At 41.2% G+C, this 26,231-nt stretch carries 20 protein-coding genes; 4 read left to right on the forward strand and 16 right to left on the reverse strand.

Translation table 11 applies throughout. The features are described 5' to 3' along the window. Positions 1-150 precede the first annotated feature (150 nt). On the reverse strand, positions 151-2,316 hold the full coding sequence (locus MKY45_RS18705) for a DNA topoisomerase III (RefSeq protein WP_341173225.1): 2,166 nt from the start codon (positions 2,314-2,316) through the stop codon (positions 151-153). Between the two features lie 260 nt (positions 2,317-2,576). Between MKY45_RS18705 and ytaF the strand changes: the two genes are divergently transcribed. Next, entirely contained in the window at positions 2,577-3,212 is a 636-nt protein-coding gene (gene ytaF, locus MKY45_RS18710; RefSeq protein WP_193064241.1) for a sporulation membrane protein YtaF, read from the forward strand. Positions 3,213-3,300: 88 nt separating this feature from the next. Here the strand turns inward: ytaF and MKY45_RS18715 are convergent, their stop codons facing one another. Together MKY45_RS18715 and MKY45_RS18720 are read right to left on the reverse strand one after the other, a co-directional pair. Continuing rightward, positions 3,301-4,839: an SAP domain-containing protein gene (locus tag MKY45_RS18715; RefSeq protein WP_212928337.1), complete on the reverse strand. Its 1,539-nt coding sequence runs from the start codon at positions 4,837-4,839 to the stop codon at positions 3,301-3,303. 316 nt (positions 4,840-5,155) lie between these two features. Next, entirely contained in the window at positions 5,156-6,052 is an 897-nt protein-coding gene (locus tag MKY45_RS18720) for an AEC family transporter (RefSeq protein ID WP_341173226.1), read from the reverse strand. Positions 6,053-6,619: 567 nt separating this feature from the next. Here MKY45_RS18720 and MKY45_RS18725 point away from each other — a divergent pair. Then, positions 6,620-7,480 carry a CvfB family protein gene (locus MKY45_RS18725; RefSeq protein ID WP_042530079.1) on the forward strand — a complete coding sequence of 287 codons (861 nt, stop codon included), beginning with the start codon at positions 6,620-6,622 and terminating at the stop codon, positions 7,478-7,480. Positions 7,481-7,537: 57 nt separating this feature from the next. Here the strand turns inward: MKY45_RS18725 and MKY45_RS18730 are convergent, their stop codons facing one another. After that, positions 7,538-7,822 (reverse strand): hypothetical protein, encoded by a 285-nt coding sequence (locus MKY45_RS18730; RefSeq protein ID WP_042530077.1) that lies wholly within the window; start codon positions 7,820-7,822, stop codon positions 7,538-7,540. 105 nt (positions 7,823-7,927) lie between these two features. Further along, a complete protein-coding gene (gene argJ / locus MKY45_RS18735) occupies positions 7,928-9,118 on the reverse strand; it encodes a bifunctional glutamate N-acetyltransferase/amino-acid acetyltransferase ArgJ (RefSeq protein ID WP_256705013.1) in 1,191 nt (396 codons plus the stop codon). Positions 9,119-10,360: 1,242 nt separating this feature from the next. On the opposite strand from argJ, the gene MKY45_RS18740 reads away from it, so the two are divergent. Both MKY45_RS18740 and MKY45_RS18745 read left to right on the forward strand, forming a co-directional pair. After that, a complete protein-coding gene (locus tag MKY45_RS18740) occupies positions 10,361-12,058 on the forward strand; it encodes a M3 family oligoendopeptidase (protein ID WP_042530073.1) in 1,698 nt (565 codons plus the stop codon). Positions 12,059-12,170: 112 nt separating this feature from the next. After that, positions 12,171-12,956 (forward strand): Cof-type HAD-IIB family hydrolase, encoded by a 786-nt coding sequence (locus MKY45_RS18745; RefSeq protein ID WP_042530071.1) that lies wholly within the window; start codon positions 12,171-12,173, stop codon positions 12,954-12,956. A 62-nt stretch (positions 12,957-13,018) separates the two neighbouring features. Here the strand turns inward: MKY45_RS18745 and MKY45_RS18750 are convergent, their stop codons facing one another. From MKY45_RS18750 to asnB, 11 genes are all read right to left on the reverse strand, one after another. Next, positions 13,019-14,167 (reverse strand): mannitol-1-phosphate 5-dehydrogenase, encoded by a 1,149-nt coding sequence (locus MKY45_RS18750; protein WP_341173227.1) that lies wholly within the window; start codon positions 14,165-14,167, stop codon positions 13,019-13,021. Further along, a complete protein-coding gene (locus MKY45_RS18755) occupies positions 14,167-14,607 on the reverse strand; it encodes a PTS sugar transporter subunit IIA (RefSeq protein ID WP_042530067.1) in 441 nt (146 codons plus the stop codon). Before MKY45_RS18755 ends, MKY45_RS18750 begins: the two co-directional genes overlap by 1 nt. A 50-nt stretch (positions 14,608-14,657) precedes the next feature. Further along, entirely contained in the window at positions 14,658-16,751 is a 2,094-nt protein-coding gene (locus MKY45_RS18760; protein ID WP_289584426.1) for a BglG family transcription antiterminator, read from the reverse strand. 78 nt (positions 16,752-16,829) lie between these two features. Continuing rightward, the gene (locus MKY45_RS18765) at positions 16,830-18,260 is read right to left on the reverse strand and encodes a PTS mannitol transporter subunit IICB (RefSeq protein WP_289584427.1); all 1,431 of its coding nucleotides are present in this window, start codon (positions 18,258-18,260) and stop codon (positions 16,830-16,832) included. Positions 18,261-18,540: 280 nt separating this feature from the next. After that, complete coding sequence (locus tag MKY45_RS18770; RefSeq protein ID WP_193065510.1) at positions 18,541-19,068, reverse strand: chromate transporter; 528 nt, start codon at positions 19,066-19,068, stop codon at positions 18,541-18,543. Continuing rightward, a complete protein-coding gene (locus MKY45_RS18775) occupies positions 19,065-19,628 on the reverse strand; it encodes a chromate transporter (protein WP_193065509.1) in 564 nt (187 codons plus the stop codon). Before MKY45_RS18775 ends, MKY45_RS18770 begins: the two co-directional genes overlap by 4 nt. Positions 19,629-19,668: 40 nt before the next feature. After that, a complete protein-coding gene (locus MKY45_RS18780; RefSeq protein ID WP_289584428.1) occupies positions 19,669-21,279 on the reverse strand; it encodes a gamma-glutamyltransferase family protein in 1,611 nt (536 codons plus the stop codon). Between the two features lie 210 nt (positions 21,280-21,489). Further along, positions 21,490-21,975 (reverse strand): DUF751 domain-containing protein, encoded by a 486-nt coding sequence (locus tag MKY45_RS18785; protein WP_042530059.1) that lies wholly within the window; start codon positions 21,973-21,975, stop codon positions 21,490-21,492. Then, a complete protein-coding gene (locus MKY45_RS18790) occupies positions 21,972-22,763 on the reverse strand; it encodes a DUF3100 domain-containing protein (protein WP_042530057.1) in 792 nt (263 codons plus the stop codon). The genes MKY45_RS18785 and MKY45_RS18790 overlap by 4 nt, the downstream gene beginning before the upstream one ends. A gap of 77 nt (positions 22,764-22,840) precedes the next feature. Then, positions 22,841-24,109: a M20/M25/M40 family metallo-hydrolase gene (locus MKY45_RS18795; RefSeq protein ID WP_212928342.1), complete on the reverse strand. Its 1,269-nt coding sequence runs from the start codon at positions 24,107-24,109 to the stop codon at positions 22,841-22,843. A 217-nt stretch (positions 24,110-24,326) separates the two neighbouring features. Continuing rightward, positions 24,327-26,171: an asparagine synthase (glutamine-hydrolyzing) gene (gene asnB / locus MKY45_RS18800; protein WP_341173228.1), complete on the reverse strand. Its 1,845-nt coding sequence runs from the start codon at positions 26,169-26,171 to the stop codon at positions 24,327-24,329. Positions 26,172-26,231: the final 60 nt, after the last annotated feature.

Consider the following 26,231-nt stretch of genomic DNA (forward strand, 5'->3'; position numbering starts at 1 on the left):
AAACTGCAAATTATGGATTTTTCAGGAAATACGGTCTTTTTACTCAGGCAGATGTTACTGCTGCTTCGTCAGACTTCCTGCTTCCCTTCTCGCTGCGTTTTACTTTTCCAGCAGAAAAGCCCCCGTTTTTCATACGGGGACTTCACTGCCTTATTTATCTTTTAATTTCGCAAGCGCATCCGCAAGTGCGTTATTTTTAAAATCATCCTGCTTTTTCATATACTTATTAACATCTTTTTTAGACACCTTCTGATTCTTTTCCTTCTCTTTTCTCGCTTGGAAGGTGGAAAGTTTTTCACGGTGACCGCAGGAGCACGTAAACATCTGGCCTTCTCCCTCACCACGGAGCTCTAGACGCTTATGGCAATTAGGACAGCGGGCATTCGTATACTTTGCGATATTCTTTTTCCCGCCGCAGCTGCGGTCCTGACAGACGAGTCGTTTCCCGTGCTTGTTTTTTACTTCCAGCATCAGCTTGCCGCATTTCGGGCATTTTGTCCCTGTCATATTATCATGCTTGAACTTTTCCTCACTTGCTTTTATTTCTTGGACTGCCTGTTTGGTATATGTCTTAATTTCCTTTAAAAAGACATCCTTTTTCAGCTTGCCTTCTGCAATCTGTGCTAATTTTTGTTCCCATTCTGCCGTTAAAATAGGAGAACGGAGCTTTTCTGGTGCTAATTCTAGTAATTGTCTGCCGGTTGAGGTCAGATAAATATACTTTCCTTTCAGCTCCATATATTGATTATTGAACAGCTTTTCAATAATATCCGCACGTGTAGCAACTGTTCCAATACCGCCAGTCTGCTTCATTGTTTTCACAAGCTCTTGTTTTTTCGTTTCCATATATTTCGTCGGGTTTTCCATTGCCTGCAGGAGGCTTCCCTCTGTAAATCGTTCCGGCGGTGTCGTCTGCCCTTCTTTGATAGTAAAGCTGAGCGCCATTTCCTCTCCTTTTGTTACTTGAGGGACATTGGAACGAATCTCTTCCTCATCGTCTGCTTGATGCTGGTAAATTTCCTTCCAGCCTAAAGCAACAACTCTGTTTCCTTTTGCTTCAAAGATTTCTCCGGCAGCTTCTACCGTAATACTTGTCTGTTCATATTCATACGGCTTGGAAAGTGCTCCTAAGAAACGTTGGACAATCAGCTGATAAATTTTCCGCTCCTGGTTAGACAGCGCGCTATAATCCACTGTTTCTTCTGTTGGAATAATCGCATGGTGATCGGTTACCTTGCTGTTATCCACAATGGCTTTTCCAGTGCGTAAATCATCTTTTAAAATTTTATTCGCTGCTTTCGCATATTCATCCACACCACATGCCCTTACACGTTCTTTTAATGTAGAGACCATATCCGTTGACAGATGCCTTGAATCGGTTCGCGGATAGGTGACAAGCTTATGCTGCTCATATAATTTCTGCAGTACAGTTAAGGTTTGTTTTCCGGAGAATTGATAAATCCGGTTGGCATCCCGCTGTAAATCCGTTAAGTCATATAAGGTTGGTGCATGCTTTTTCTTATGCTTTTTATCCACATGCTGAATAAATGCTTTTTCCTTCGATACCTTTGCCTTTAATTTATCTGCTGCTTCTTTCGAGAAAATACGGGACTGATTCTTTTTATCCTTCCACGTAACGGCAAACCCGCCTTTTGTTTTTCCCTGCAGCTGATAATAGGTTTTTGGCTTGAATTGATTGATTTCCTGTTCGCGCATCGCAATCATTTCCAGTGTCGGCGTCTGGACGCGGCCGCTGGATAAGGACGCATTATGCTTGGTGGTCAGGGCTCTTGTTGCATTTAATCCTACATACCAATCCGCTTCCGAACGCGCTACCGCAGATTGATACAGATTCCAATACTGATTTCCAGGCTTTAAATTCCGAAAGCCGTCCTTAATTGCTTTATCCGTAACCGAGCTGATCCACAGACGCTGCACCGGCTTCTTAACACGCGCTTTTTCAATAATCCATCTGGCAACGAGCTCTCCTTCTCGCCCGGCATCAGTGGCAATTACAATGTCCCCTACATCCTGACGTGACATTTGCTGCTTCACCGCTTGAAATTGCTTGCCCGTCTTCTTCATGACCACTAATTTCAAATGGTCCGGAAGCATCGGCAAATCTTCCATATTCCATGTTTTATACTTAGGGTCGTACGTTTCGGGATCTGCTAATGTAACTAAATGTCCCAATGCCCATGTCACAATATACTGTTTTCCCTCTTGATAACCATTTCCTTTTTTGTTACATCCGAGGACTCTTGCTATATCTTTGCCTACAGACGGCTTTTCTGCTAATACCACTGTCTTACTCATATCTATCCCTCATTTTATCGATTTCTAGTCTGATACTACTTTAACATATTTCCTTCTAATACGTTCACCCAAGGCACACATTGCACCCAAAAACATAGAATATCATACACAAAAATTACAGGAATGACATGGCTTCATACTCTTTTTTGAAGCTTTTACTTCTACTTATTAGAGGATGTTCAAAAAATCCCCGAATAATAAGCAATGAACGCTTTAATTGACTTTTTTGAGCATGCACTATTAGAAAGAGGATGTTACGTATGATATATACAGGTATGCTTTTACTCGTTATTGCGGTAAGTCTGGATGGATTTAGTGTAGGAATAACCTATGGGATGCGGCAAATCAAAGTGCCTCTTCTCTCTTTATTTGTTATTATGTTCTGCTCCGGATTGATTGTCTTTCTATCGATGGAGGTAGGCGATTTCTTACGTTCCTTTATTTCTCCTCAGGGAGCCAGCATGCTTGGCGGAGGGATTCTTATCTTTTTAGGCTTCTTCTCCCTTATTTCCATGTTTCGCTCACGAGAAACGGAAGCAGCCAAAAATGGAGATCACGCTTCTTCCAATGTTAAATTTGAAAATATGAAAACTGTGCTCACTCGTCCAAAAGAAGCCGATTTAGATAAGTCAGGTATTATCTCTATTAACGAATCCATTCTATTAGGTTTCGCTTTAGCTCTCGATGCATTTGGTGCCGGAATCGGCGCTGCGATGCTTGGATACTCCCCGCTGATTACCGCGTTATTAACAGCCGGCATGAGTGGATTGTTTTTATTTAGCGGAATCATGTTCGGAAGTTATTTATGGAGAATACCTGCCTTACAGCGTTTATCTTTTTTACCATCTGTATTTCTGATTACGCTGGGGTGCTGGAATATCTTCAGCGGTTCTTAAAACATTAAATGTTGCGTTAGGGCAACCTTTTGGAAGAAGAAACAACAAATCCACCGTATAAACAATTTCTTTATACGGTGGATTTTTATCATTGCATTACCTGATTGCTCTTAAGAGCCCATTCCATTCTATTCAATAGCATACTGCGGGTTAATTCGCCCGTCATATTAAATACTTGTAAATTAAATTGTGGTTCCTTTTGGTCAGAAAAATTTCTCCATTCTTCAGCTACATATGCTAAATCAGCCGCTTTAATCAGAGCTACATCTGTATCCTCTTCTGAAAATGCCTTCAATTTTTGAGCTTGTGCTACAGCACCTTTTGTATAATCATGTACTACAATTAAAAAAAGTGTAACTCTCATTTTATCTGAACGGATATATCTTAAAAACTGCTTAAAGTCTTTATCTGGAAAAGTATACGGTTCTTCTGTGCTCTTATTGTCCCATAATATGACTTCTGTAGAACTAAATTGAACCTTTCCATCAGCGTGCCTTGCGCCTTCCATTTCCATTAAATTTAGACCCAATTTTAAATTAAATAAATATCGGGTTGCTTCTTCAAAATAATTATCCACTTGTACATCTTTTTCAATAATTTTATTGATACGAAGCGTTTTATAATCTCTTGCGGATAAGGACTCATAAAAATCATATAATCTTGCTCTTTCATCAGTCGGGTCAGAGGACATAGGAGTTGAAAGTGTTTCATAATAATCAATGATGTTTTGGATTTTTTCTTTTTTGGTACCACTGATTTTCGTACCTTCAAGATTCCTTAAAATATCTGATAAATCTTTAGAACCAAATACCTTAAGAGCTGTGGAAGGCAAAATATTATATTCTATAATTCGATTAACCAACACTTCTTTTACACCACTGACACTAAAGTCTAAATGGTTTAATATTTTTCTTAGCTGTGTGACATTAAGATCTGTTAACAGTGTTGCATAAACTTCATTTCTAAGTTCAGCGCCCATTTCATAACGTAAGATTCGTGCTATATCTTTAGGTATAATATAATAAGACGTATCTTCTCTAAAACGAAGAATAAGGCCTCTAGTTTGCAAGTTTATTAAAGATCGGCCAATCTGTTGGTGATTATGCAAAACATTACCTTTTCGCGGAAATCTGCCAATACGGCTTTCCAGTAAATAATGTTCTCTCTTTGAAAGATCTAATTCATTTCTTAACACATTTAAAATATTTATTTCATGGGCGTTCAGAGATTCGTCTTTCATCCACGCTTCTTTCAATACCGAACTGTAGATTCTCTTTGCATCTTTTTGAATGAACCGGTTAATATAATTATCATCCAGTCCTTGTTTCAAAATCTCTTTTTCCATACCTTCCACTTCTTTATAAAGCTCAGATTCACTTAAAAGATACCCTTCTTTCTCCATCAATGCCATTAGAATCATTTCATTAAGCAACGCTACATCCCGTGATTCATTGCTAAAATCTAAATAGCGTTTCACACGTTCTTTGTTTTGAAATTCATCAATATTTTTTAGTATAACCTCCCTCATCTCTTCTTCTGTATCCATATGCACATCTTTTAGAAAACTATCAACTATTCTTCCCAGGTAAAGTTTGGACATCTTTGGTAAAATGTCTTGCAAATACATTGTTTTTTCAACCCCCTAATTTTTAGCATTTACAGTCACATCCAATTCTCCCTTATATTATATCAAACATTTAAACAAAAAGTCTGTTATTTTACTTAATTTTTAGAAACTTTAGAACGTTTTTAGATGTAATTTACTTATTATCAACTTTGACTAATTATTACCTGCTAAACTGATTCTCAAAAATAATCTCACTAAAAAGATTGCCCTAGTGCAAAATAAATATACCAAACTTAAATTGTATACGAATGTGTTAAAAAACCCTTAAATAACAAGCGATGAACTTTAATATTTAAGCGGCTTTTTAACACACACTTTAAGTAATAATATTCAACAACACAGTAATCGTAACAATACTGACCACCGTCGAGATAAACGTAATCGTCGATACAAGCTCCGGCTCCGTATCAAATTCAATGGCATACATCGTGGTTGTTGCAGCTGTCGGCATGGCAGAAATAATAATCAACACCGTCCCAATCAACGGGTCCATCGGCACAAGCCAGACAAAGATGGCTGCCAGAATCGGTGCAGCAATCATTTTTAAGGTAACGGAAGAAAGCACAACCTGCCAATCTATCTTTAATGCCGTTAATGATCCCAGCTGCATACCGAGCATAATCATCATCACCGGAATAGCGGCGTCTCCGACCATTTCAATTGTAGAATGGATATAATCTGGTATTGTAATAGATTGCAGCGAAAAGAAAAAGGCTAATATCGCCGCATAGGTTGTCGGCATTTTTAAGATATTCATAAATGCTCTCCGCATCCCACTCGTACTTCTGGACGCATAGTAAATGCCGAAGAAATTATTCTGCAGGGATTGAACTACCATGATAAAAATGGCATAAGGTACTGCTGCATTGCCGATACTATATAAAACTACCGGCAGACCATAATTCCCCGAATTCATAAAGCCGGTTGAAAGAATGGCAGCACTCTCTTTATTTCCATCCCAGCCAAAGATTTTTGCCAGCATTTTATTAATAAATACCATGATATAAAATAAGGCAAACATATAAATGAGAATCACTAAAAATCCAGAATCAAATTCTGCATCATACAATGTTACAAATACCAGCGCCGGTGAAAGGATATATAAACAGACAGCAGACACCGACCGCACATCCAGCACACGGATACGCTGCAGGATAAACCCAGTTGCAAAAACAGCCATAATCGGTAAAATAACTTCAATAAATAATAACATATGTACATCTCCACGCTTTTTTTCAATTAATTCAAGTGTATCATATGGCGTCAACTCTATTTTTATGCCAAACTGTCATCAGCTGTAAATACCCTTCAAAATAAAGCATCTATTTGGTTACCATTCCTTAAGAAAATCCTCACAAACTAAAAAAAGTTGACAAATCGAAAGAAAAAGTACATACTAGTAAAGTTAAGAAGTAACAGTTGTGATTTGGCATTCTGTGAAGCTTTTTGTAAATGCTTATTCACACTGGCGCGGCTAAGGGGCCGCAAGGATGCAGCAGAAGGTTTGGGGCTGCATTGCTTAAGTTAGAAAAGATGATTTTAGAATATTTACCGCGGACATTCCGTAAGCGTTATACGGATATATGGCTCAGCAAATCTAACTGAGTCAGGACAAATAAACGAATCATATGATTTAGGAATGGATTTAATTTCTCCTGAATTTTATGTTCCAACTTAAAATTAATTTTGATATCACGTGTTACTTTAATCATAAAGGGGTACTCTTTAAAGAGAGTATCCCTTTTCCAAATTTCACATATTTTTGAAAGGAGCATCTAATATGCCGACAGACTTGCCAATCGGTTCCATTATAGCCATGACCGTTTTACGAAAAATAGATACCGGATATGTTTTATCTGCTTATGGAGAAGAAGTGCTGCTTCATCATAACGAAGCACAATCCGCCTTAGAGCTGGATCAATCTGTGGATGTCTTCCTCTATGTAAATAAAAAAGGACAGGTAAATGCCACTACATATTTGCCCTCTGTCACACTTGGATTATATGACTGGGCGGAGGTTGTGGGTGTTCTTCCCCGTTTAGGTGTTTTCGTCAACATCGGCACCTCGAAGGATATTCTTGTCTCCAAAGACTCCCTGCCTTTATTTCAGGAAAGCTGGCCGCGCTCCGGAGACCGTTTATATATCACGCTGCAGCTTGATAAAAAAGGACGCCTGTTAGGTGTGCCTGCTTCTGAAAACATTATTGCGAATAATGTTTTTGCCGCACCGGAACAACTGAACCAGCAAACGGTTATTGGCACAGTTTATTATACGAATAAAGAAGGGGCAGCGATTATCACCAGTGAAGGCTATCGCGGTTTTATCCATCGAACAGAGCGAAAAATGGAACCTCGCGTCGGACAGGTGATTGAAGGTAGAGTGATTGCCGTGAAAGAAGACGGCTCCATTAATGTCTCTCTCCGCCCGCTGAAGCAGGATAGTTTATCCGATGATGCAGATGCTATTTTAAAGCATCTGGAAGCGAATAACGGCGCCATCCCTTTTCATGATAAAAGCGACCCCGAAGAAATCCGGGCCACGTTTCAAATCAGTAAATCTGCTTTTAAACGTGCAGTAGGAACATTATTAAAGCGGGGACAAATCAAACAGGAAAATGAACAAATCATTAAAGTGGAATAATCCAGTCATAAAAATAAAAGCAATGTCTGCTTTTTCGTACAGACATTGCTTTTATTTTTATGCTGCTGTATTTTTGTAAGAATCTAAAACTGCTGATATAATGAACCCAATTGCTCCCGCAAACATACAGGCAATTCCGATTCCGCCAAATCCAGCTCCTGCAAAATCAACTTTTGGTGCGATTGATGCTACAAGAATCAATAAAATTCCCACAAGTGCCAAGAATAGATTTGGATAATAACCAGCATGGGATTCTTTGGAAGTCATTCTAACGAGAAAAATACTGATAAGTGCTGTAATCGCTGTTAAAATAGCTCCAAATGTGATAACCGCTTCTACCATTTCCTCACCCCGCCATTAATTAATTACACTACTTTTAGTCTACAATTGAAGAATAAGAAAGTCAATATTCATCTCATCTGCACAAGGAGGAATATTGAAAAGGTATCAGGTTGTATATTCGCCATTAATCCGCACATAATCATAAGACAGATCGCATCCCCAGACAGTAGCCTGATCTGTCCCCAGCGCTAAAGACACCGTTATCTTTATTTCCGGATTCTCCAGATAGGATTGAATTTGGTCCAGGTTCTCCTTATCGCCAATCGGTTTTCCTTGATAAATTAAGGTATCTCCAAAATAAATTGCTATCTTTTCCAGATCCACTTCTATTTCATCTTCACATTTTCCGATTGCCATGGCGATACGCCCCCAATTGGCGTCTTCTCCAAAAATAGCCGTTTTCACAAGTGGCGAATTAACAATGCTTTTCCCTATCTTCTTCGCTTGCAGAAAACTGGAAGCTTCATTTACAGTTACCTCCACCAGCTTGGTTGCTCCTTCTCCATCACGGGCAATTTCTTTAGCCAGATCGATACTCATTGCCGTCAGAGCTTCTTTGAATGCTTGTAAATCTACCTTTCCAGCAACCCCGTTTGCCATAATTGCTACCGTATCACTTGTACTCGTATCCGTATCAATACTGACCATATTAAATGATTGATTGACCGCTTCCTTCAATAATTTCTCCAGCTCATCTGCAGAAATAGCTGCATCTGTAACAAAATAAGAAAGCATCGTAGCCATATTCGGCTCTATCATTCCAGAGCCCTTCGCCATTCCAACCAGGGTAGCATCACCGATTTTGCACATTTTTAGTTTGGGATAGGTGTCTGTTGTCATTATTGCTTCCGCCGATTTATCTAATCCGCCTTCCACCAGATTATTTTTAAGATTTTTTATGCCTGCCCGCATCTTATCCATTGGCAGCTGGTACCCTATCACTCCTGTCGATGAAGGTAAAATATCCTCTGGAGCGATGTCTAATTCCGCAGCAATTAATTCGTTTAACTCGATCACATTTTTTATGCCTTCTTCTCCTGTCGCTACGTTTGCATTTTTACTATTGATCGCAAAGCATTGTAATTTTCCATTCGCAACATTTTGCTTTCCAATAGGAATAGGCGCTCCGCAAAATCTGCTTTGTGTAAACATGGCAGCCGCATTTGCCAGCTCTGTTGATAAGATAACCGTGAAATCCAGCGTTTCATCTTTGATTCCCAGGCTTTTCGAACATGTATAAAAACCTTCAGGCATATTTTCTAAAATATATTCCTTATCTTTCAGTAAATTTTTCATTTTTATGTACTGCCCCTTTTATTTAAAATCTCAACTTTCGCACATTAAAAAGTAACTTCATTTCCATAGAAACAGGAGTTGATTGTTCCTTCGCTAACACCCTTGATAAAGATTATAGAAGGTGAAGTGTAAAGCACCGCTGCGGCGACCATTTAGCTTCCCTAGGGGCACGCTCTTCAGCTAACTTTTTCCAAGAAGAGCACTTAGCAAAAGTGGATCTTCAGATGGTGCTGATCCCTCAGGAGTCAAAACGGTCCGCCTCCGCTAGCAGGATATTCTATGCGTGAAAAACAACTCACCAAACAGAAGTTTAATCAGATAGAACCTATTTTTCATGCTGCATGGTAACATGATCCGCCAAGATTCCTTTCTGTGCATCGAAGCGATTCCCTGTATTTCATATCCATGCTGTCATGATTGGTTATTCAGGCGAAAGCTGCTATTTCCTTCAGCTTATTAAAATCTTATTTCTTTCATTCGCTGTAGAATCCTGTCAGAGCGCAGGCCAACCACGCAGACTCCTATGAGAACAGGGCGAGCTGAAGATCCACTTGAAAAGCGGTTTTCTTTTCAAGTTAGCTGAAGCCGTCCCCATGGCAGACTAAAAGCGCAACGTCCTGGGGTTGCGATTACTCACCCCATCGAAAAGAGTTGTTGCAACGTCTGCACTAGTACGTCCTGGGACTGCGATTACTCGTCCCATCGAAAACATTTGTACGTCGGAAAGCGGAGTGGTTGGCCGGAGCGGAGCTATGCACCATCATCAAGTCCAAAAAGGCCGGATATTTCACCAAAATGCAAGCATGGTAATGAAGAACATGTTCATCTTGGAATAGCAATATATATTTGCTTATTCTTAGGTGCGAAAATTGAGTTAATATCTTAAAATATACTAATCTATAGTTGTCGTAAGAAACTTTCTGATGAAAAATAATATATAATAAATATGCACTAAAATGATTAAATATGCAATATGTATTTTGAAATTATTCGAATAAATAGACGGGTAACATGCAGGGGACCCAAGATAGCACTTTTTCTTCTAAAGAAAACATGACATTCACAAATGCTTTAGCTAGGACTCGGACTGCGATTACTCGTCCCATCAAAAGCACTGCACTTATACTTTATTCCTTTAATTCTTTATACTTAAAGTGCAAAAATAGAATACAATTCCCATAAATGGAGGTATACTTATAATTGGTATATATTTCTATGATATGAATATAAGGAGGAGGAAATATGCAAACGTTCGCAAATTACGCCTATGAACGACCGGATCTCCCGAAAGTGAAAGAGGATTTTTATCAAAAGCTGGAGCAATTCCAAAACGCTGCTTCCATGGAGCAGGCAATCACTGCTATTGATACCATTAACGCGATTCGGAATCACCTTTCAACCATGTATAACCTTGTATTCATCCGTGCTTCCATCGATACCCGCGATGCATTTTATCACGAAGAACGGGATTTTTTTGATGCGCATCTTCCGGAAATTCAGGAATTATCTACCGCATTTTATAAAGAACTCCTGAAATCTCCTTACGAAGCCCAGCTTCGAGATAAGTATGGTTCCCAATTATTTGATTTGGCGGAATGCGAAATCAAAGCTTTCTCGAAAGAAATCATTCCACTGCTGCAGACAGAAAATAAGCTGACCTCTGCTTACTCCAAATTAATTGCATCTGCCGACATTGAATTCCGGGGTGAATCATATACGCTGGCACAGCTCGGCCCATTTGCAGAGGACCCGGACCGCCAAACCCGAAAAGAAGCATTGGAGGCCAGACAAAGCTTTTTTGCAGACAATAAAGAAAAGCTGGATCGCCTCTATGACGATTTAGTGAAAACACGTCAACAAATTGCGGAAAAGCTAGGTTTCAAAAACTTTGTTGATGTTGGCTATCTTCGCATGCAGCGTGTTGATTATAACGCAGAAATGGTCCAGCGTTACCGCAAACAAGTGGAGGAAGTCATTGTACCGATTGCCACAAAGCTTTATGAAAAACAGGCTAAACGAATTGGTGTAGATTCCTTGAAATTCTATGATGAAGCCTTTGTTTTCGCTTCTGGAAATGCCGCTCCGAAGGGCAATCCAGATTGGATTATTAAAAATGGCAAGCAAATGTATGATGAATTATCAGAGGAAACCAGTGCATTCTTTCAGTTTATGCTGGACCGCGAGCTGCTGGATTTAGAGGCAAAAAAAGGCAAGGAGAGCGGCGGATATTGTACGTATATAGAAGATTATCAGTCTCCGTTTATTTTCTCTAATTTTAATGGAACCTCTGGAGATATCGATGTCTTGACGCATGAAGCAGGACATGCTTTTCAAGCTTATTCCAGCCGTCATTTTTCTGTGCCGGAATATTATTTTCCGACAAGCGAATCTGCTGAAATTCACTCCATGAGCATGGAATTTTTCACCTATCCGTGGATGGAAAATTTCTTTCAAGAGGATGTGGACAAATATAAGTATGCACATCTCTCTGACGCGATTCAATTTCTGCCATATGGCGTTGCAGTAGATGAATTCCAGCACCTTGTTTATAAAAATCCAGACTGGACATCAGAGGAGCGTAATCAGGCTTGGCGCAATCTGGAGAAGAAATACCTGCCGCATCGCGATTACAATGGAATAGAAAGCTTAGAATCAGGTGCTTTCTGGCAGAAGCAGGGGCATATCTATGAGGATCCGTTTTATTATATCGATTATACGCTCGCACAAATCTGTGCCTTTCAATTTTTAAAGAAATCACAGGAAAATCGGGAAAAAGCATGGCAGGACTATCTGGACCTGTGCAAACTCGGCGGCTCCAAGCCATTTTTAGAGCTTGTTCAATCTGCCGGTTTAGCGTCTCCTTTTGAAGAAGGAACGGTCGAAGCGGCGGTTGATTTTATTGAAGATTGGCTTGATCAGGTTGACGATCAGGCGCTATAACACATTTAGGTGAGAAGCTGATAAAGAAGGCTTCTCTCTTTTTTTGTCTGCTGGGTTTTGCCCTGACATTATGATAAAATAGGAGTAGTTTTAAGGAGAAAAGGAGATTACAATGACTTATCGCGCATTATTTTTAGATATTGACGGAACCATCCTGCAGCCGGACCACACCTACACGCCGTCCACGCAAGAAGCAATCCGGCAAGTAAAATCTGCTGGGTTAGATGTGTTTTTATGCACAGGCAGACCGTTTGTGGATATCCAAAATTTAGCCTCTAATTTTGAGATCACCTCCACGGTTACCTATAATGGCGCCTACGCGCTTCATCAAGGAGATGTTATTTTTAACGCACCGATGAAACAAGAGGATGTAGAGAAAATGGTATCCATTGCCGGTCAAAGTGAAAGTGAGCTGGTGCTCTACACAACCGAAAATAATTACTTCACTTCTCTAACGAATCCGTATGTGAAGGATTTCAATAACGTATTCCAGCTGCATCAAAATAAAATCTTCAGACCGGATGTCGCAGATAAAATTGTTTCAGCTTCCGCAATTAATGTGACAGAAGAGCAGGTAAAGGACTTTGAAATCACCGAGGATTACCACCTCTCCAAGGTCAACGTGCCTCATGCGAGTGAATCCTATGATGTGCTTCGGACTTCTGTCAATAAAGGGATTGCTATTAAACACATGCTGGAGCATCTGAATATCTCTCCTTCTGAGGTAATTGCTTTTGGAGACGGAATGAATGATAAAGAAATGCTCCAGTTTGTCGGCACAGGCATTGCCATGGGAAATGCCGATTCCAGATTAGTGGAATATGCGGACTTTCAAACAACATCAGTGACAGATTCAGGTATTTTTAACGGATTGAAAAAGCTTGGTCTGGTGAAATAGGTTAACGAAAAAGCATGGAAAGGCAGTATTTCCATGCTTTTTCTATCTAGCTAATATATCATTTAGCGCAGCTTCTCATACTCCAGCATGACCGCTTCCGTAATCGGATGATTCTGTTCTAATCCGCTTACCTCTGCAAAAGCTGCCGCCGGCCCTTTTTTTTGAATCATTCTTTGAAGCTTCACTGCTTCTTCATCGCTTTTATTTTGAAACCGTAAAGTAGCTGCCATCGCTTTGGCTAAATATGTCGGCGCAGCAGATGTAAATTCCAAATACATACTTGCCGGTCGTACAAATCTGTCTTTCGGCCCCAGCTTGCGAACCGGTCCTCTGCCCACACGGGTAACTTCATCGGAAATATGCGGGTTTTGGAATCGGCCGATGATTTTTTGGATATAGTCTGCATGCGCTTTGGCGTCAAATCCATAGGCTTCTATTAAAGCCTGGCCAGTCTCCTGTAATACGCCGTTTAAGGTATCCATCACCGCTTCACCCTGTAGTGCTTCATCAATGGTTTCATATCCATGGCAGCTTCCCAAATAAGCTGTCGCTGCATGCCCGGTATTGACAGTGAACAGCTTGCGCTCAATATATGGCCCAAGTTCTTCAACATAGGTGATTCCTTTAATATCAGGTAGCTCGCCTTGAATAAATGTCTTCTCCACGACCCATTCATAATAAGGCTCCACACGAACATCCAGCAAATTCGCATTTGTTTGATTCGGTACTATTCTATCTACTGCCGCATCTGGAAAACCAAATAAATCGTCAAAGCCTTCCTGATCTGTTTCACTGATTTCCTGGTAAACATATTCCTTTAATAACGTACTGCCGCCAATCATATTTTCGCAGGCAATGATGGCAAGCGGCTCGCGGTGAATATCGATTCTTTCCACAAGTCCTTTGGCAATCGCTTTTGCGATGACAGGCAAAATATTCGGCCCGACAGCGGTTGTAACGATATCCGCATCGATGATAGCATTCGTCACAGCCTTCGGGTCTTCTATACTGTTAATACCAGAAATATGTTCTACAGTGACCGCATCACTTGTTTCATCTGCAAAATGAACCTGGTATGATTTGTGTTGATTAATGCTTGAGATAATTTCATCGTTAACATCTACAAAGGTAACCTCGTACCCTGACTGATCCAGTAAAAGTCCAATAAAGCCCCTGCCGATATTTCCTGCACCGAAGTGAACCGCCTTCATCAGTCATTCACCTCATTAAGGGTTGCTATAATTTCCTCCTTAGTAGCTGCCTGTGTCAATTTCTCCACATTCTCTTCTTCTGAGCAGATAATAGCAATCTGCGATAATATTTCTAAATGCTCATCCCCTTTTCCCGCAATACCAATCAACAGTTTTACGATATTTCCATCGCCAAAATCAACGCCGTCTGGAACCGTGACAACTGACAGTCCGGTTGCTAAAACTTCTTTTTTCGCATCTTCTGTCCCGTGCGGAATAGCTAATGCATTTCCCATAAATGTCGTTGCAATCGCTTCACGCTCCAGCATCTTATCAATATAGCTTTCTTTCACATAACCATTATTTAATAAAATGCCGCCAACGTAACGAACCGCTTCCTCCTTAGATGCGAGCTGTACACCTAATTCAATATTCTCTGCGCTTAAAATTTCTTTTGTCATGGATATGCACTCCTTTTTTAAAACTTGGATAAAGTAACTACTTATCTTAATTAACGGTTTTCCTCTTGGTAAAACTTTTCCTGAATAAATAATTGAAACTGCTTTGTCAAAGCTTGCTTAATTTCTTTTTCTTCTGCTTCCTGAAGCAGCTGCAGATACGTATCATCCTGAATAATCAAACCGCTGATAAAGCTTAAAATATCTAATGCTTCCGGATGCACGGCTTCCGGAGCAAGCATGATCAAAATACGTGATACATCCATCTTTGTTCCGTCCATTGCCTCTACTTCTTCCTTCTTAGGTAATTGAAAAACATAGAATCCCGGCCCGTTAATCGTATCTGATCTGGTATGAAATAAAGCAAGCTTTGAATCAGGAATCCCTAAACCGCCCTGAGCTTCTCTCTTGGTCAATTTTTCAAACAGAATTTTTTGATTTTCAATCAGGCCGTGCTGCTGTAATTGAAGACAAATAGATGCCAAGAAACGCCGCTTCCCTTCTTTCAGATGAAATAATTTAAACCGGTTTAACACCTGTAAAATGGTGTCTGAATAACGATGCATTTCTTGAAGGTTTACTAGAAAATCTCCTTCCATCATCTTATTTGTTTTCACTGATGATGAAGGCCGTGTTAATGCTGCTTTTCGGATGGCTGTCTTCACTTTGGCAGCCTCGTCCTCTGTCAGCATCGGTGAAATGTGCACATAGCTTTGATTCAAATTTTCTAAAAGAACGGTCGAAACAATGACATCATATTCTAAAAGCTCCTCTTGCTTTAAATCAAAAATGGATTGGTGCCTGGCCAGCTCTATTTCTGGAAATTTACGTTCTAATTTGGTGGCCAGCATTTTTGATGTCCCAATCCCTGTGGAACAAATAACCAGAACACGTACATCTTGACGCTCCTCGGTCTGCAGAAGTGTCGCTGCAAAATGCAGGACAATATAAGCAATTTCTTCTTCCGGAATCTGCAACTCCGGAAAGACAGATGCAGTACATGCTTCAATTATTTCGAAAAGCTCCATATAATCCCGTTTGATTTCTGCCAGCATCGGATTATGAATATTCATCTGCTGTTTCATTCGATAGATAGCTGGCTTTAAATGCGTGGTTAAATCGTTTAAAAAGCGGTTATTTGCCGATAAATCAATCTGCAGCTCTTCTCCTGCTTTGCGAATGAGCTCCTTCACCCGATGTGCCAGATCCATACTGGCCTCTTCCAGCAAATAGGATTGATTTTCTCTAAGCTTTGCTCCCATTAAATGCATCGTAATATAGCCAATCTCGTCCTCCGGAATCTCGATGGAAAAAGCAGTCTCCAGTTTTTCAATTAATTTAGCTGCAATGTGGTATTCCTGCTTCCCCTGAATCTCCTGTTTATACCCCTCATCAAAATGGATGGTATCTCCTTTTTGCAGTCTTTCAATCGCAAGCGCCAAATGAACAACCAGCCCGACATACGCACTGTCTGCCAAATAATAAGGAAGCTCCCTGCCGATTGCCTGCACCTGCTCTTCTATTTTCTCTAATTTCAGCGGGTCAACGAGACCTAATAACCGGTCAGAAATTGTTTCACCCTTTGCTTTTTCTTCCTTATTTTTTGCTTTGATTTTCTCCACAAATTCAAATAAATCAATATGACGGGAGATTAAATTACTTAATACAGCCCGTTTTTTCACTTCATCCCCTTGAATTTCTACGCCATATCCTTTTTTCCGGACAAGCTCTAAATCAAAAGTCTGGATACGCTTCTCAATGTCATCCAAATCCTGAGAAATTGTAGCGATCGTCACATTCAATTCACTGGAAAGGGTAAATAATTTAATCGGCTCATGAACCTGAATCAATGTATTCAATAAAATAGATTGTCTTTCTTCTTCCGATAATTCGACCCCGTCAAGCAGTGCAACCTGTTCTTTTAATTGCTGCTTCTGCTGCAACTTTCCGTTAATCCTAATTCCAGAACCTGCCTTTTTATAAAAAGTCAGTTGATAAGCCGCTAATACATCCTCTAATTTCTTTAGTTCACGGTGAATGGTTCTGGTACTGACGTTCAGTTTATCCGCTACTTGTTTTACTGTTTTGTCTTCTTCATCCGATAGTAAAAAAGACAGGATATTTCGTTCACGACTAGTAAGATACATTGCCATTCACCTCCCTTCCGCAGATAGCCTTCCCTTAATAGAGAAGGCTATTACTTTATTATAACTGCACAGAACACATCAATCCTTTAATCGTTCGACCAATTCATCGTAGCGCGGGCTGTTTAAGAAATTATCGACAGAAATATGCTCTGCATCCGGACGTTTTGCTTTCGCCCTGTCTGTCAGTGTTTTTTGCGTAATGATAATATCCGCATCATCCGGGATTTCATTTATTGCTTTATTGGTTACATCGATGGCAATATCGTTTTTCTTGAATTTATTCTTTAATAAGGAAGCTCCCATTGCACTGGAGCCCATTCCGGCATCACATGCAAAAATAATTTTATTCACTTCTGTTGGGTCCTTCACAGGTGTTTCGATATCCGCTTCTTCCTTTTCTCCTGTCAGAGAACTGCTGACACTGCTTTTCTTTCCTTTCATTGCTTCCATCTTTTCAGTAGAAGCGGTAAGATCCTCTTCCCCGCCTTTTGAAGTCTTCAGGATAAGGGAAGCAATACCAAAGGAAACGGCAGTTGCTATAATAACACTTAAAATAACTCCGACATAACTGTTAGCAGGTGTCATGAATATAACAGCGAAAATACTTCCTGGTGAGGCAGCAGCTCTCAACCCTGCATCAAATAATTGAAGTGTAAATATTCCTGACATACCACCAAAAATGGCTGCAATAATTAACGTAGGCTTCATTAAGATATAAGGGAAATAAATTTCATGAATACCACCTAAGAACTGAATAATTGCTGCCCCTGGCGCAGATGCTTTGGATACGCCTTTTCCAAAGAAAGCAAAAGCAAGTAATATTCCTAGACCAGGTCCAGGATTCGCTTCAAGAAGGAACAGAATAGATTTTCCTGTTTCTAATGACTGTTCTGATCCAAGCGGTGTCAGAATACCGTGGTTAATCGCGTTATTTAAAAATAGTGTCTTGGCAGGTTCGAGAATAATACTGGTTAACGGTAATAAACCCGCACTGACAATAGCTTCAACACCTCTTCCTAAAGCATTTGTTAAGCCAGAAACGATTGGTCCAATTCCAGCTACAGCAATCATCGCAAGGATAGCGGCTAAAATCCCAGATGAGAAATTATTATATAACATTTCAAAGCCCTGGCGAATTTTTGCCTGAAATAGATCATCCACTTTCTTCATCAGATAACCGGCTAACGGGCCCATTACCATCGCTCCAAGGAACATTGGCTGTTCTGCTCCGACAATAACCCCCATTGTCGCAATGGCACCTACAACTCCTCCACGGAAATCATAGACCATACGTCCGCCTGTGAAACCAATCAATAATGGCAATAAATATTTAATCATTGGATCAACTAAGCTAGCCATCGTTTCATTTGGAATCCAGCCATCCGGAATAAATAAAGCTGTAATTAACCCCCAAGCAATAAAAGCACCGATGTTCGGCATAATCATTCCACTGAGGTTACTTCCAAATTTTTGTACTTTTGCACGTAATCCACCGTTTTGTGTTGACATATTGTTAAACTCCTTTCCCTTTTGAATTCATTTCTTATCTTTATTTTATGCCGTGTCCTCTAGGGAAAACAACTTAATCAAAATGCAACTTTGTCACGTGTTTGTTGCCAAAACAATATTAGAGAATTGTCATGCTTGGATAGAAGAAGAGATGCGATATAGCGTTAAATGGGAAAAAAGAGACATCTGCCAGACAGGTAAAATATATCCTCTCTAACAAAATGTCTCTGGTAAGCCTCAACAAATTATCATGTTCTTCATTTTTTTTGACCAAGCAATTTCACAAGAAAAAGCCGCCATATAACATGGCTCCAGCAATAATAAATGCCGGATGCACCTGTTTTATTTCTATCAGATAAAAACTGATAACAACAATAATGGCTGTTTGCAGCAGTCCAATACTGATATATGCTTCTGTCCAGAAATTCCAGGCAATCACACCCAGCAGCACTGCAATAACTGGCTGGACAAATACCGTCAGCCGATGGACGCGTTCGGATTTTTTATATTTGAGTAAAATGCCGCCCAGTAAAATCATTAAAATCAACGAAGGGGCAACCGTGGCAAAGATTCCGACAATGGAGCCTGCCACACCGCCTAGTTCATAGCCGACGTATCCTGCCATTTTGGTGGCTATCGGTCCGGGCAGTGAATTGGCAAAGGCCAGCACCTCTCCAAATTCCTGCACAGACATCCACCCATAATTACGCACGACCTCATTTTCGACCAGGGTTATCGAAGCAGGACCGCCTCCATAGCCGATGATTCCCGGAATAAAGAAAGCAACAAAAATATCCCATAAAATCATGAGCGTTCACCTTCTTTCTCCTTCTTTTTCACCGGAAGAGCAAAAGCGATAATTAAGAGAAAGCCAATCACAATGCCCGGATGAATATGCAGGTAATTTAGCACTACAAATATCACCGCAATCATGATAATCGCACGTATCCAGCCGAGACCTTTTCCCGCTTTATGAAGGAACTGCCACGTCAGAACAGCCATCATCATCCCGACAACAGCTACCACCGCTGCAGTCATGCCCTTCACCCAATCAAATTCGCGGACCTCTGATAGCGTTCTTAATAAAATAATAACTAATAAAACCGTTGGAATCACAGAAGCAACCAACGCATTCAGCATACCAATCCAGCCGGAGACACGATAGCCGATATAGCCTGCCAGCTTGGTGGCTATCGGTCCAGGCAGGGTATTGCTGATGGATAACATATCAGTAAATTCGTCCTCATCCATCCATTTATACTTCTCGACAGCTTCCTTCCGCATAAGCGGGATCGAGGCCGGCCCGCCGCCGAAGCCCAGCATTCCTATCCGGAAGAAAGCGATAAAAATATCCCATTGCTTTTTCATGAATATAACAATCCTTCTTTATCTCATTTTCAAGCCTGTTCTACCATACAGCGATATGCCCGTCTGCTCTGGACTCGGTTCCTCCAGAGAGCACGCCGGTTTCCGGGTTGCGCCAGATGATTTGCCCGCGTCCGAAGCTGTTCGGCTCCAGCTGTATGTGTATATCATGTCCTTTTTGACGCAATTCTTGAGCAATTGTATACGGAAATCGATGCTCTACCTCTATCCTTTTCTCTTTCAACCATTGCCATCTTGGTGCATCCAAAGCAGCCTGCGGATGAAGTCCAAAATCAATCGTATTCATCACAACCTGAACATGTCCCTGCGGCTGCATAAACCCTCCCATCACGCCGAATGGGCCAATTGCTACATTGTTCTTTGTAATAAAACCGGGAATAATCGTATGATAGGTTCTTTTCCCGCCTGCCAGCACATTGACGTGCGTCTCATCCATAGAGAAATCCCATCCTCGATTTTGCATCGCAATCCCTGTTCCGGGGATCACTACTCCTGAACCAAAGCCCTTATAATTACTCTGGATAAAGGAAACCATATTCCCTTCTTCATCTGCTGTTGCTAAATAAACTGTTCCGCTGCCAGCAGGGTCTCCTGCATTAGGAAGAATCGCTTCCTCGCCAATCAATGCCCTTCTCGAAGCCGCATATTCCTCACTCAAGAGCTGCTTCGTTGTATAGCGCATTTGGATTTCCTCGGTAATATGCCGCTTCCCGTCTTCAAAAGCCAGCTTCATCGCTTCCATTTGCTTATGATATGTATCTACTGATTCCTTGGCTGTCATCGAATAGCCTTTTAAAATATTCAACGCTTTCAGCGCAATGATTCCCTGCCCGTTCGGAGGAATCTCCCAAACATCATACCCCCGGTAATTGACCTTTATCGGAGCTACCCATTCTGTTTCATGCTTTTCTAAATCCGTCTTTGTTAAAAAACCGCCGGCTTCCTCAGAGGCCCGGGCAATTTTGTCAGCCAGCTCTCCTTCATAAAAAGAAGCGGCATCCGTTTCTGCAATCGCTTCTAACGTCGCTGCATGATCAGCTGATTTCCAGATTTCCCCCACTTTAGGAGCTCTGCCGTCAGGTGCAAAGGTTTCAAACCAGGCAGCAAAATCATAGCCCTCTTCCTTTTGATACATTTGATAGGCTTTCTTCCAGAAGCGTGCTAATATTGGCGATATCGGAAAGCCTTCCCGGGCATATTCAATAGCCGGCTGCAGCGTTTCTTTTAAAGACAATTTGCCAAATCGTCTGGACAACTCTGCCCATGCTTTAGGTACACCAGGCACCGTTACAGGTATCCACCCGAATGGAGGAATCGTATCATATCCTTTTTCTTTGACTGCCTCTATGGAAATATGTTCAGGAGACCTTCCGCTGCCATTCAAACCATGCAGCTCCCCTTTTGTCCATACAAGGGCAAACGCATCTCCGCCAATTCCATTGGATGTCGGCTCTACCACTGTTAAACAGGCCGCTGTCGCAATCGCAGCATCAATGGCATTGCCGCCTTTTTTCAAAATTTCTAACCCCGCCTCCGCTGCCAAAGGCTGGCTCGTCGCAACCATCCCTTTTTTTGCGTATATAGATTCTCTTGCAATTGCATAAGGATTAAATTTTTGATGTATCTGCTCCATCTGCTCATCCTTTCAAGGACTATTTTGTTATCGTCTGACCGGCAAGAAAAACCGGATATCCCATCAAAAAAACACGGAATATGAAAGACTCTATCCCCTTTCTTTAAGTCTATCATACTTGTTCTGGAATCTGTAAGCGTTCTTGCTAATCTATCCATCTAAAAAAAGACTCTTCCTGCCATTCATAGGAAAAGTCTTTTCAAATCAAATTTAATTACCTGCGAAAAAAAGTCCAAGCTGTGCTAATAAGGCACTGCACAGATACGTTCCTGCAAATACAAAGACAGCAACAATCGCAATTTTCCAGGAGGTTCTCCGCAAATCAACAAGCCGGTTGGCTACGGAAATACCGGCAACCGTCAAAATTGGTGTTGTAATCGCAAGAAAGTCTACAGACTGGATTGCTTCAACGAAAAAATCTGAAATCAGGCACATCGTTAAAGATGTAATTGATACCCAGCCTAAAATAGGAAAATCACGGATGACTTTGATTGGAACTAATTTCATAAGATCAGCAATAATCACACCCATAAATGAAAATAACCAAAGGATTCCTAACCCGACAAAGGTCATGGATGTAATTGGTGTCGAATCCGGGTTTTTAATCAGCTTGATTTCTTGTGCAAATAAAATCAATGCTACACTTAATAAAAGTACGAACGCATATCGGATATAACGGCGCATGGTCGGGTTCATTTTTTGTCACCTCTAACTAAGAACTTATATACAACCTGCTGTAACGGAGCGGCAAGGAATACCATCGTAAATGTACCGATAAAGCTGGTTAACAGCTGACTGGCGGAAGCATAGGCTAAAATGGTGTTTTCCATTTCAGGAACTCTTGCTACCAGCGTGGCAGATGCCGCACTCATCATGCTTCCTGAACCTACTCCAGAAGCCATCGCAAGTGCCTCAACACGAATACCGAAATCAAGCAAAATCGGTGCAAATATACTAAAGAACATCGTCCCGAATAACGTACCGATGACATAAAGCGAGATAACTCCCCGCCCTTCCGGAGATTCCAATGTATACTTTTCGGAAATATACGCAAGCTCTCCTTCCCTTCCTAATCCTAAGGTGGCTCCAATTGCTTCGCGGCGCAAGCCTATCAATATAGCAATTGGCAGTCCGAAAAGAACTGTTCCCAGATTACCAATCTCCTGAATAATAAACACCCAGCCGACCTGCAGAATCTCTCTGATCTGCGGAGCAACATCGGACCCGTACCGAGCCATTAATGGAAGCATAATAAAAATTAAATATTTGCTTGCAAAATCAACATTCTTCTTACTGTATATCTTTTTCAGAATACCTTTCCGCAAAAACGGCAGAGCAAGGATCATCGCAATGGCAATCGCAAAAACTAATGGAAGCATCGAAATGGTCATTGAACCGATTGTAAACGATTGAATACCAATCAGCTCAGCTGCCGCAATAACTGCCAGGACAAACAATACAAAATAAACAAAATTTTTCACCATATCTATTCCCCAATTCTTAAAGTACGTGTTTAAAAAGCCCCTTTTATTAGGCCTTTTGAACATCCTTTTAAACGCAACTAGTTGGAACCATCCACAATCTGATTAATCACCGAAAGATATTCCGAATAAGAACGTTTGTACAATTTTTCCTTGTCCACATTTTCATCTATATTTTCTAATACTTCCGCAACAAATTCCGGGAAAATGCTATAAATAAATTCCGGATCCACATCAATGAAATCATCACCATGAATCGTTCCTGTAAAGCCGCTGTAGCCGATTTGGATACATGGAATCATATACGATAAATCACCAATATCCCCAGCCGCACTAATAAAGCTCTCGTTATCGATTTCATCAATTTCCGAAAAATTATCAAAAACAGCTTGTACAAAGGTGGAAAGGTATCTGTTCTGAATAAACGGAAGGTACCCCATTTGTGTATGTGTTCCCACGTCCCCCTGCAGGGCAATCGCGCTTCCCTTAGCTGCATCATCCAGTTTGGCTGCCGCTTCTTTTAAATAATCCACGGTTTTTGTCCGGAGATCGGTGCCAACTGTGATTTCATTCGGAACCACATTGGTCGACATATCGGAGCCCATTACAATAGGATTAATACGAACATGCTCCTTCTCATCCAGCTGCTGTCTCATTAAACCGACTGCAGTATTGAAAACCGTGGACATGCTGTAGGCATTCTTGCTGGAAAACGGATCAAAACCGGCATGCGTTGCTTTTCCTTTAAAGGTATACTTTTTATAAAGAAAACCAGCTAAATCGCAATTCACATTCACTGTCCGGTTATCAAACTCGCCGCCAATGGCATGTACGCAAATAGCTAAATCGATATCATCAAAAACACCCAGCTTCATCAATTCCGGCTTGCCGCCATAATGCGTGATCGTTCCCTGTTCAATCAATGCATCACGATAAGCCAAATCTAAATACTCTTCTGCTGGGACAAAGATAAAACTTATTTTATTTTTCCAATTCTTGCTGGCATTCGTCTTCACGTAATAACGATAGATTGCCAGTGCGATGCCCACTTGCGTATAGTGTCCACAGTTATGAGCCGCTCCTGTCTCTTTATCAGCGTACATATGTGATGGTGCATACACTGCATCCAGCTCAGCAATAAACGCAATATGTGTATCCCCTTCTTCGGGCCCTAATGTCGTCTTGAATCCTGTCGTACTGAAATGCTCGATGTCCACATCTGGATCAACTTCCTTTAAAAAGCGGATGATATTCTCTTTTGTCCGCTGTTCTTTATAGCCTAATTCCGGGTGGTAATAAATATCCTCTGCCACGTCTTTTATCAGCTGATATTGCTCTTTAAAAAACATAATGGATTCTGAACGCTCCTTTTCAACATGTTAAAGTGTTAAAGCATGATAATATCTTATCACTCGACAAATTTCACGTCAATACAGCTTTTTCACACTTTTTTGATATTATTTTGAACATCATGGTACAGGCTTCCAAAAAAGAAAAAGCATAGGAAACAGAGGTATCATAAAAAATCTGCTTCCTACACTTTTTTTGCTATATCAACCGCATAGCCTATTCACTGACTTCAATATCATATTTCCGTAACCAATAATCAATCTGGCAGAGATGAGCAATTAACTGCGGCCCTCTCATCAGCTGACCATACCACGGATCCTTGAACTCTTTCCCCGTCCTTTCTACAATTTTCTCTACCTTATCCTTCTTCAAAAACTCAAAGATCCTTGCTTCGGAGTCGGTTAAAATCTTCCGCATCCACTGCGACACCTGCTCCGTATATTCCGGCTGAAATGTCCTTGGATAAGGGCTCTTCTTCCGGTAAAGCACCTCTTGCGGCAGAACGCCTTCCATCGCCTTTCGTAAGATCCCTTTCTCCCTGCCATTCGCCATTTTCATTTCCCAGGGAATATTCCAGACATATTCCACAAGATGATGATCTGCATATGGAACACGCACTTCCAGCCCTGCACCCATGCTCATTCGATCTTTTCTGTCCAGAAGCTGGGACATAAACCACTGCATATTTAAATAAAACAATTCCCTGCGCCTTGCATCTACCTTGCTTTCTCCATCGAGGCGAGGCGTTTCATCTATTGTCGTTTGATATCTGTCCTGCACATAATCTGCAATTTGTAATTTGCTCTGCCAATCATCATGCAATAATTCAACTCTTCCATCTAAAGACCGAATCCATGGAAAGCTGTCTCCCACGGCCGTCGGATCATGGAACCAAGGGTACCCGCCGAATATTTCATCTGCACACTCTCCAGACAAAGCCACGGTTGTATGCTTCTTCATTTGCTGGCAGCACCATAATAAGGAGGAATCAATATCTGCCTGCCCCGGCTGGTCTCTCACTTCGACCGCTTCTTTCAGCAGGGAAGCAAGCTCCATCCCTGTAATCACTTCTTCATGATGATCTGTTGAGAAAGCTTCCACCATTTTTTCAATCCATTGCTGATCACTGGAAGGCTGAAATTTACTCTCCTGAAAATGCTTTTTATTACCTTGGTAATCGAGGGAGAAGGTCGATAAAGCGCCCAGTCCTTTTTCTTTGTAGTGATTTGCCGCTATGGCTGTAATTGCACTGGAATCTAAACCGCCTGACAGGAAGGTAGCCACAGGTACATCTGCTACAAGCTGCCTTTGAACGGAATCGATAAACAGCGTCCGTACTTTTTCTGCTGTCTCTTCTAAGGAATCCTTATGCTCTTTACTTTCTAAATTCCAATAACGCCAGACCTTTATTCCTTCTCTCGAAACAGCCATCGCATGCCCGGCTCTTAATTCATTGACATCTTTAAACAACCCATGCCCCGGTGTTCTGGAAGGCCCCAAACCAAAGACCTCCGAGAGCCCGGTCCGATCAATTTTTGTTGTTACCTGCGGATGCGCAAGAAGCGCTTTTATTTCGGAACCGAACACAAACGTTTTTCCTTTTTCACTGTAAAAAAACGGCTTTACCCCTAAACGGTCACGTGCAATAAACAGCTTCTCCGCCGCATTATCCCAAATAGCAAACGCAAAAATACCGTTTAAGTGGTCCACACAGTCTTCCTTCCATTCCATATAACTTGTTAACAGGACCTCTGTATCCGAGGATGTCGTAAATGTATACCCCCGCTGCATCAGGCTTTTCCGTAATTCCTCTGTATTATAAAGCTCTCCGTTATAACAAATAACGTATTGCTTATGTTCCGCCTCTTTGGTCATCGGCTGTCTGCCGCCCTCTAAATCAATAACAGAAAGACGGGTATGGCCAAATCCTACGTGACCATCCAGCCAATAATCCGTTGCATCTGGACCGCGCAAAGACAATGTAGCTGCCATCTTTTCTAATGTGTCTCTCTCGTCCCTCGCACGTTTATCCCAGCTAATGAATCCGGTAATTCCACACAAATGGCCTCATCCTCTCTGGCAATGTCTCCAGTTCCACATTAGCCTATGCTATGCCGGCCA

This window comes from Oceanobacillus sp. FSL K6-0251 (genome assembly GCF_038004725.1).
GTDB lineage: Bacteria > Bacillota > Bacilli > Bacillales > Amphibacillaceae > Oceanobacillus > Oceanobacillus oncorhynchi.

Excerpts from the sequence above, each read along its gene's own strand:
- MKY45_RS18715 (WP_212928337.1), bottom strand. The coding sequence starts at position 4,839 with ATGTATTTGCAAGACATTTTACCAAAGATGTCCAAACTTTACCTGGGA.
- MKY45_RS18760 (WP_289584426.1), bottom strand. The coding sequence starts at position 16,751 with ATGTATCTTACTAGTCGTGAACGAAATATCCTGTCTTTTTTACTATCG.
- MKY45_RS18750 (WP_341173227.1), bottom strand. The coding sequence starts at position 14,167 with ATGAAGGCGGTTCACTTCGGTGCAGGAAATATCGGCAGGGGCTTTATT.
- MKY45_RS18790 (WP_042530057.1), bottom strand. The coding sequence starts at position 22,763 with ATGGTGAAAAATTTTGTTTATTTTGTATTGTTTGTCCTGGCAGTTATT.
- MKY45_RS18770 (WP_193065510.1), bottom strand. The coding sequence starts at position 19,068 with ATGATTTTATGGGATATTTTTGTTGCTTTCTTTATTCCGGGAATCATC.
- MKY45_RS18780 (WP_289584428.1), bottom strand. The coding sequence starts at position 21,279 with ATGGAGCAGATACATCAAAAATTTAATCCTTATGCAATTGCAAGAGAA.
- MKY45_RS18740 (WP_042530073.1), top strand. The coding sequence starts at position 10,361 with ATGCAAACGTTCGCAAATTACGCCTATGAACGACCGGATCTCCCGAAA.
- MKY45_RS18785 (WP_042530059.1), bottom strand. The coding sequence starts at position 21,975 with ATGAACCCGACCATGCGCCGTTATATCCGATATGCGTTCGTACTTTTA.
- MKY45_RS18720 (WP_341173226.1), bottom strand. The coding sequence starts at position 6,052 with ATGTTATTATTTATTGAAGTTATTTTACCGATTATGGCTGTTTTTGCA.
- argJ (WP_256705013.1), bottom strand. The coding sequence starts at position 9,118 with ATGAAAAATTTACTGAAAGATAAGGAATATATTTTAGAAAATATGCCT.
- ytaF (WP_193064241.1), top strand. The coding sequence starts at position 2,577 with ATGATATATACAGGTATGCTTTTACTCGTTATTGCGGTAAGTCTGGAT.
- MKY45_RS18775 (WP_193065509.1), bottom strand. The coding sequence starts at position 19,628 with ATGAAAAAGCAATGGGATATTTTTATCGCTTTCTTCCGGATAGGAATG.
- MKY45_RS18765 (WP_289584427.1), bottom strand. The coding sequence starts at position 18,260 with ATGTCAACACAAAACGGTGGATTACGTGCAAAAGTACAAAAATTTGGA.
- MKY45_RS18755 (WP_042530067.1), bottom strand. The coding sequence starts at position 14,607 with ATGACAAAAGAAATTTTAAGCGCAGAGAATATTGAATTAGGTGTACAG.
- MKY45_RS18725 (WP_042530079.1), top strand. The coding sequence starts at position 6,620 with ATGCCGACAGACTTGCCAATCGGTTCCATTATAGCCATGACCGTTTTA.
- MKY45_RS18705 (WP_341173225.1), bottom strand. The coding sequence starts at position 2,316 with ATGAGTAAGACAGTGGTATTAGCAGAAAAGCCGTCTGTAGGCAAAGAT.
- MKY45_RS18745 (WP_042530071.1), top strand. The coding sequence starts at position 12,171 with ATGACTTATCGCGCATTATTTTTAGATATTGACGGAACCATCCTGCAG.
- MKY45_RS18730 (WP_042530077.1), bottom strand. The coding sequence starts at position 7,822 with ATGGTAGAAGCGGTTATCACATTTGGAGCTATTTTAACAGCGATTACA.
- MKY45_RS18795 (WP_212928342.1), bottom strand. The coding sequence starts at position 24,109 with ATGTTTTTTAAAGAGCAATATCAGCTGATAAAAGACGTGGCAGAGGAT.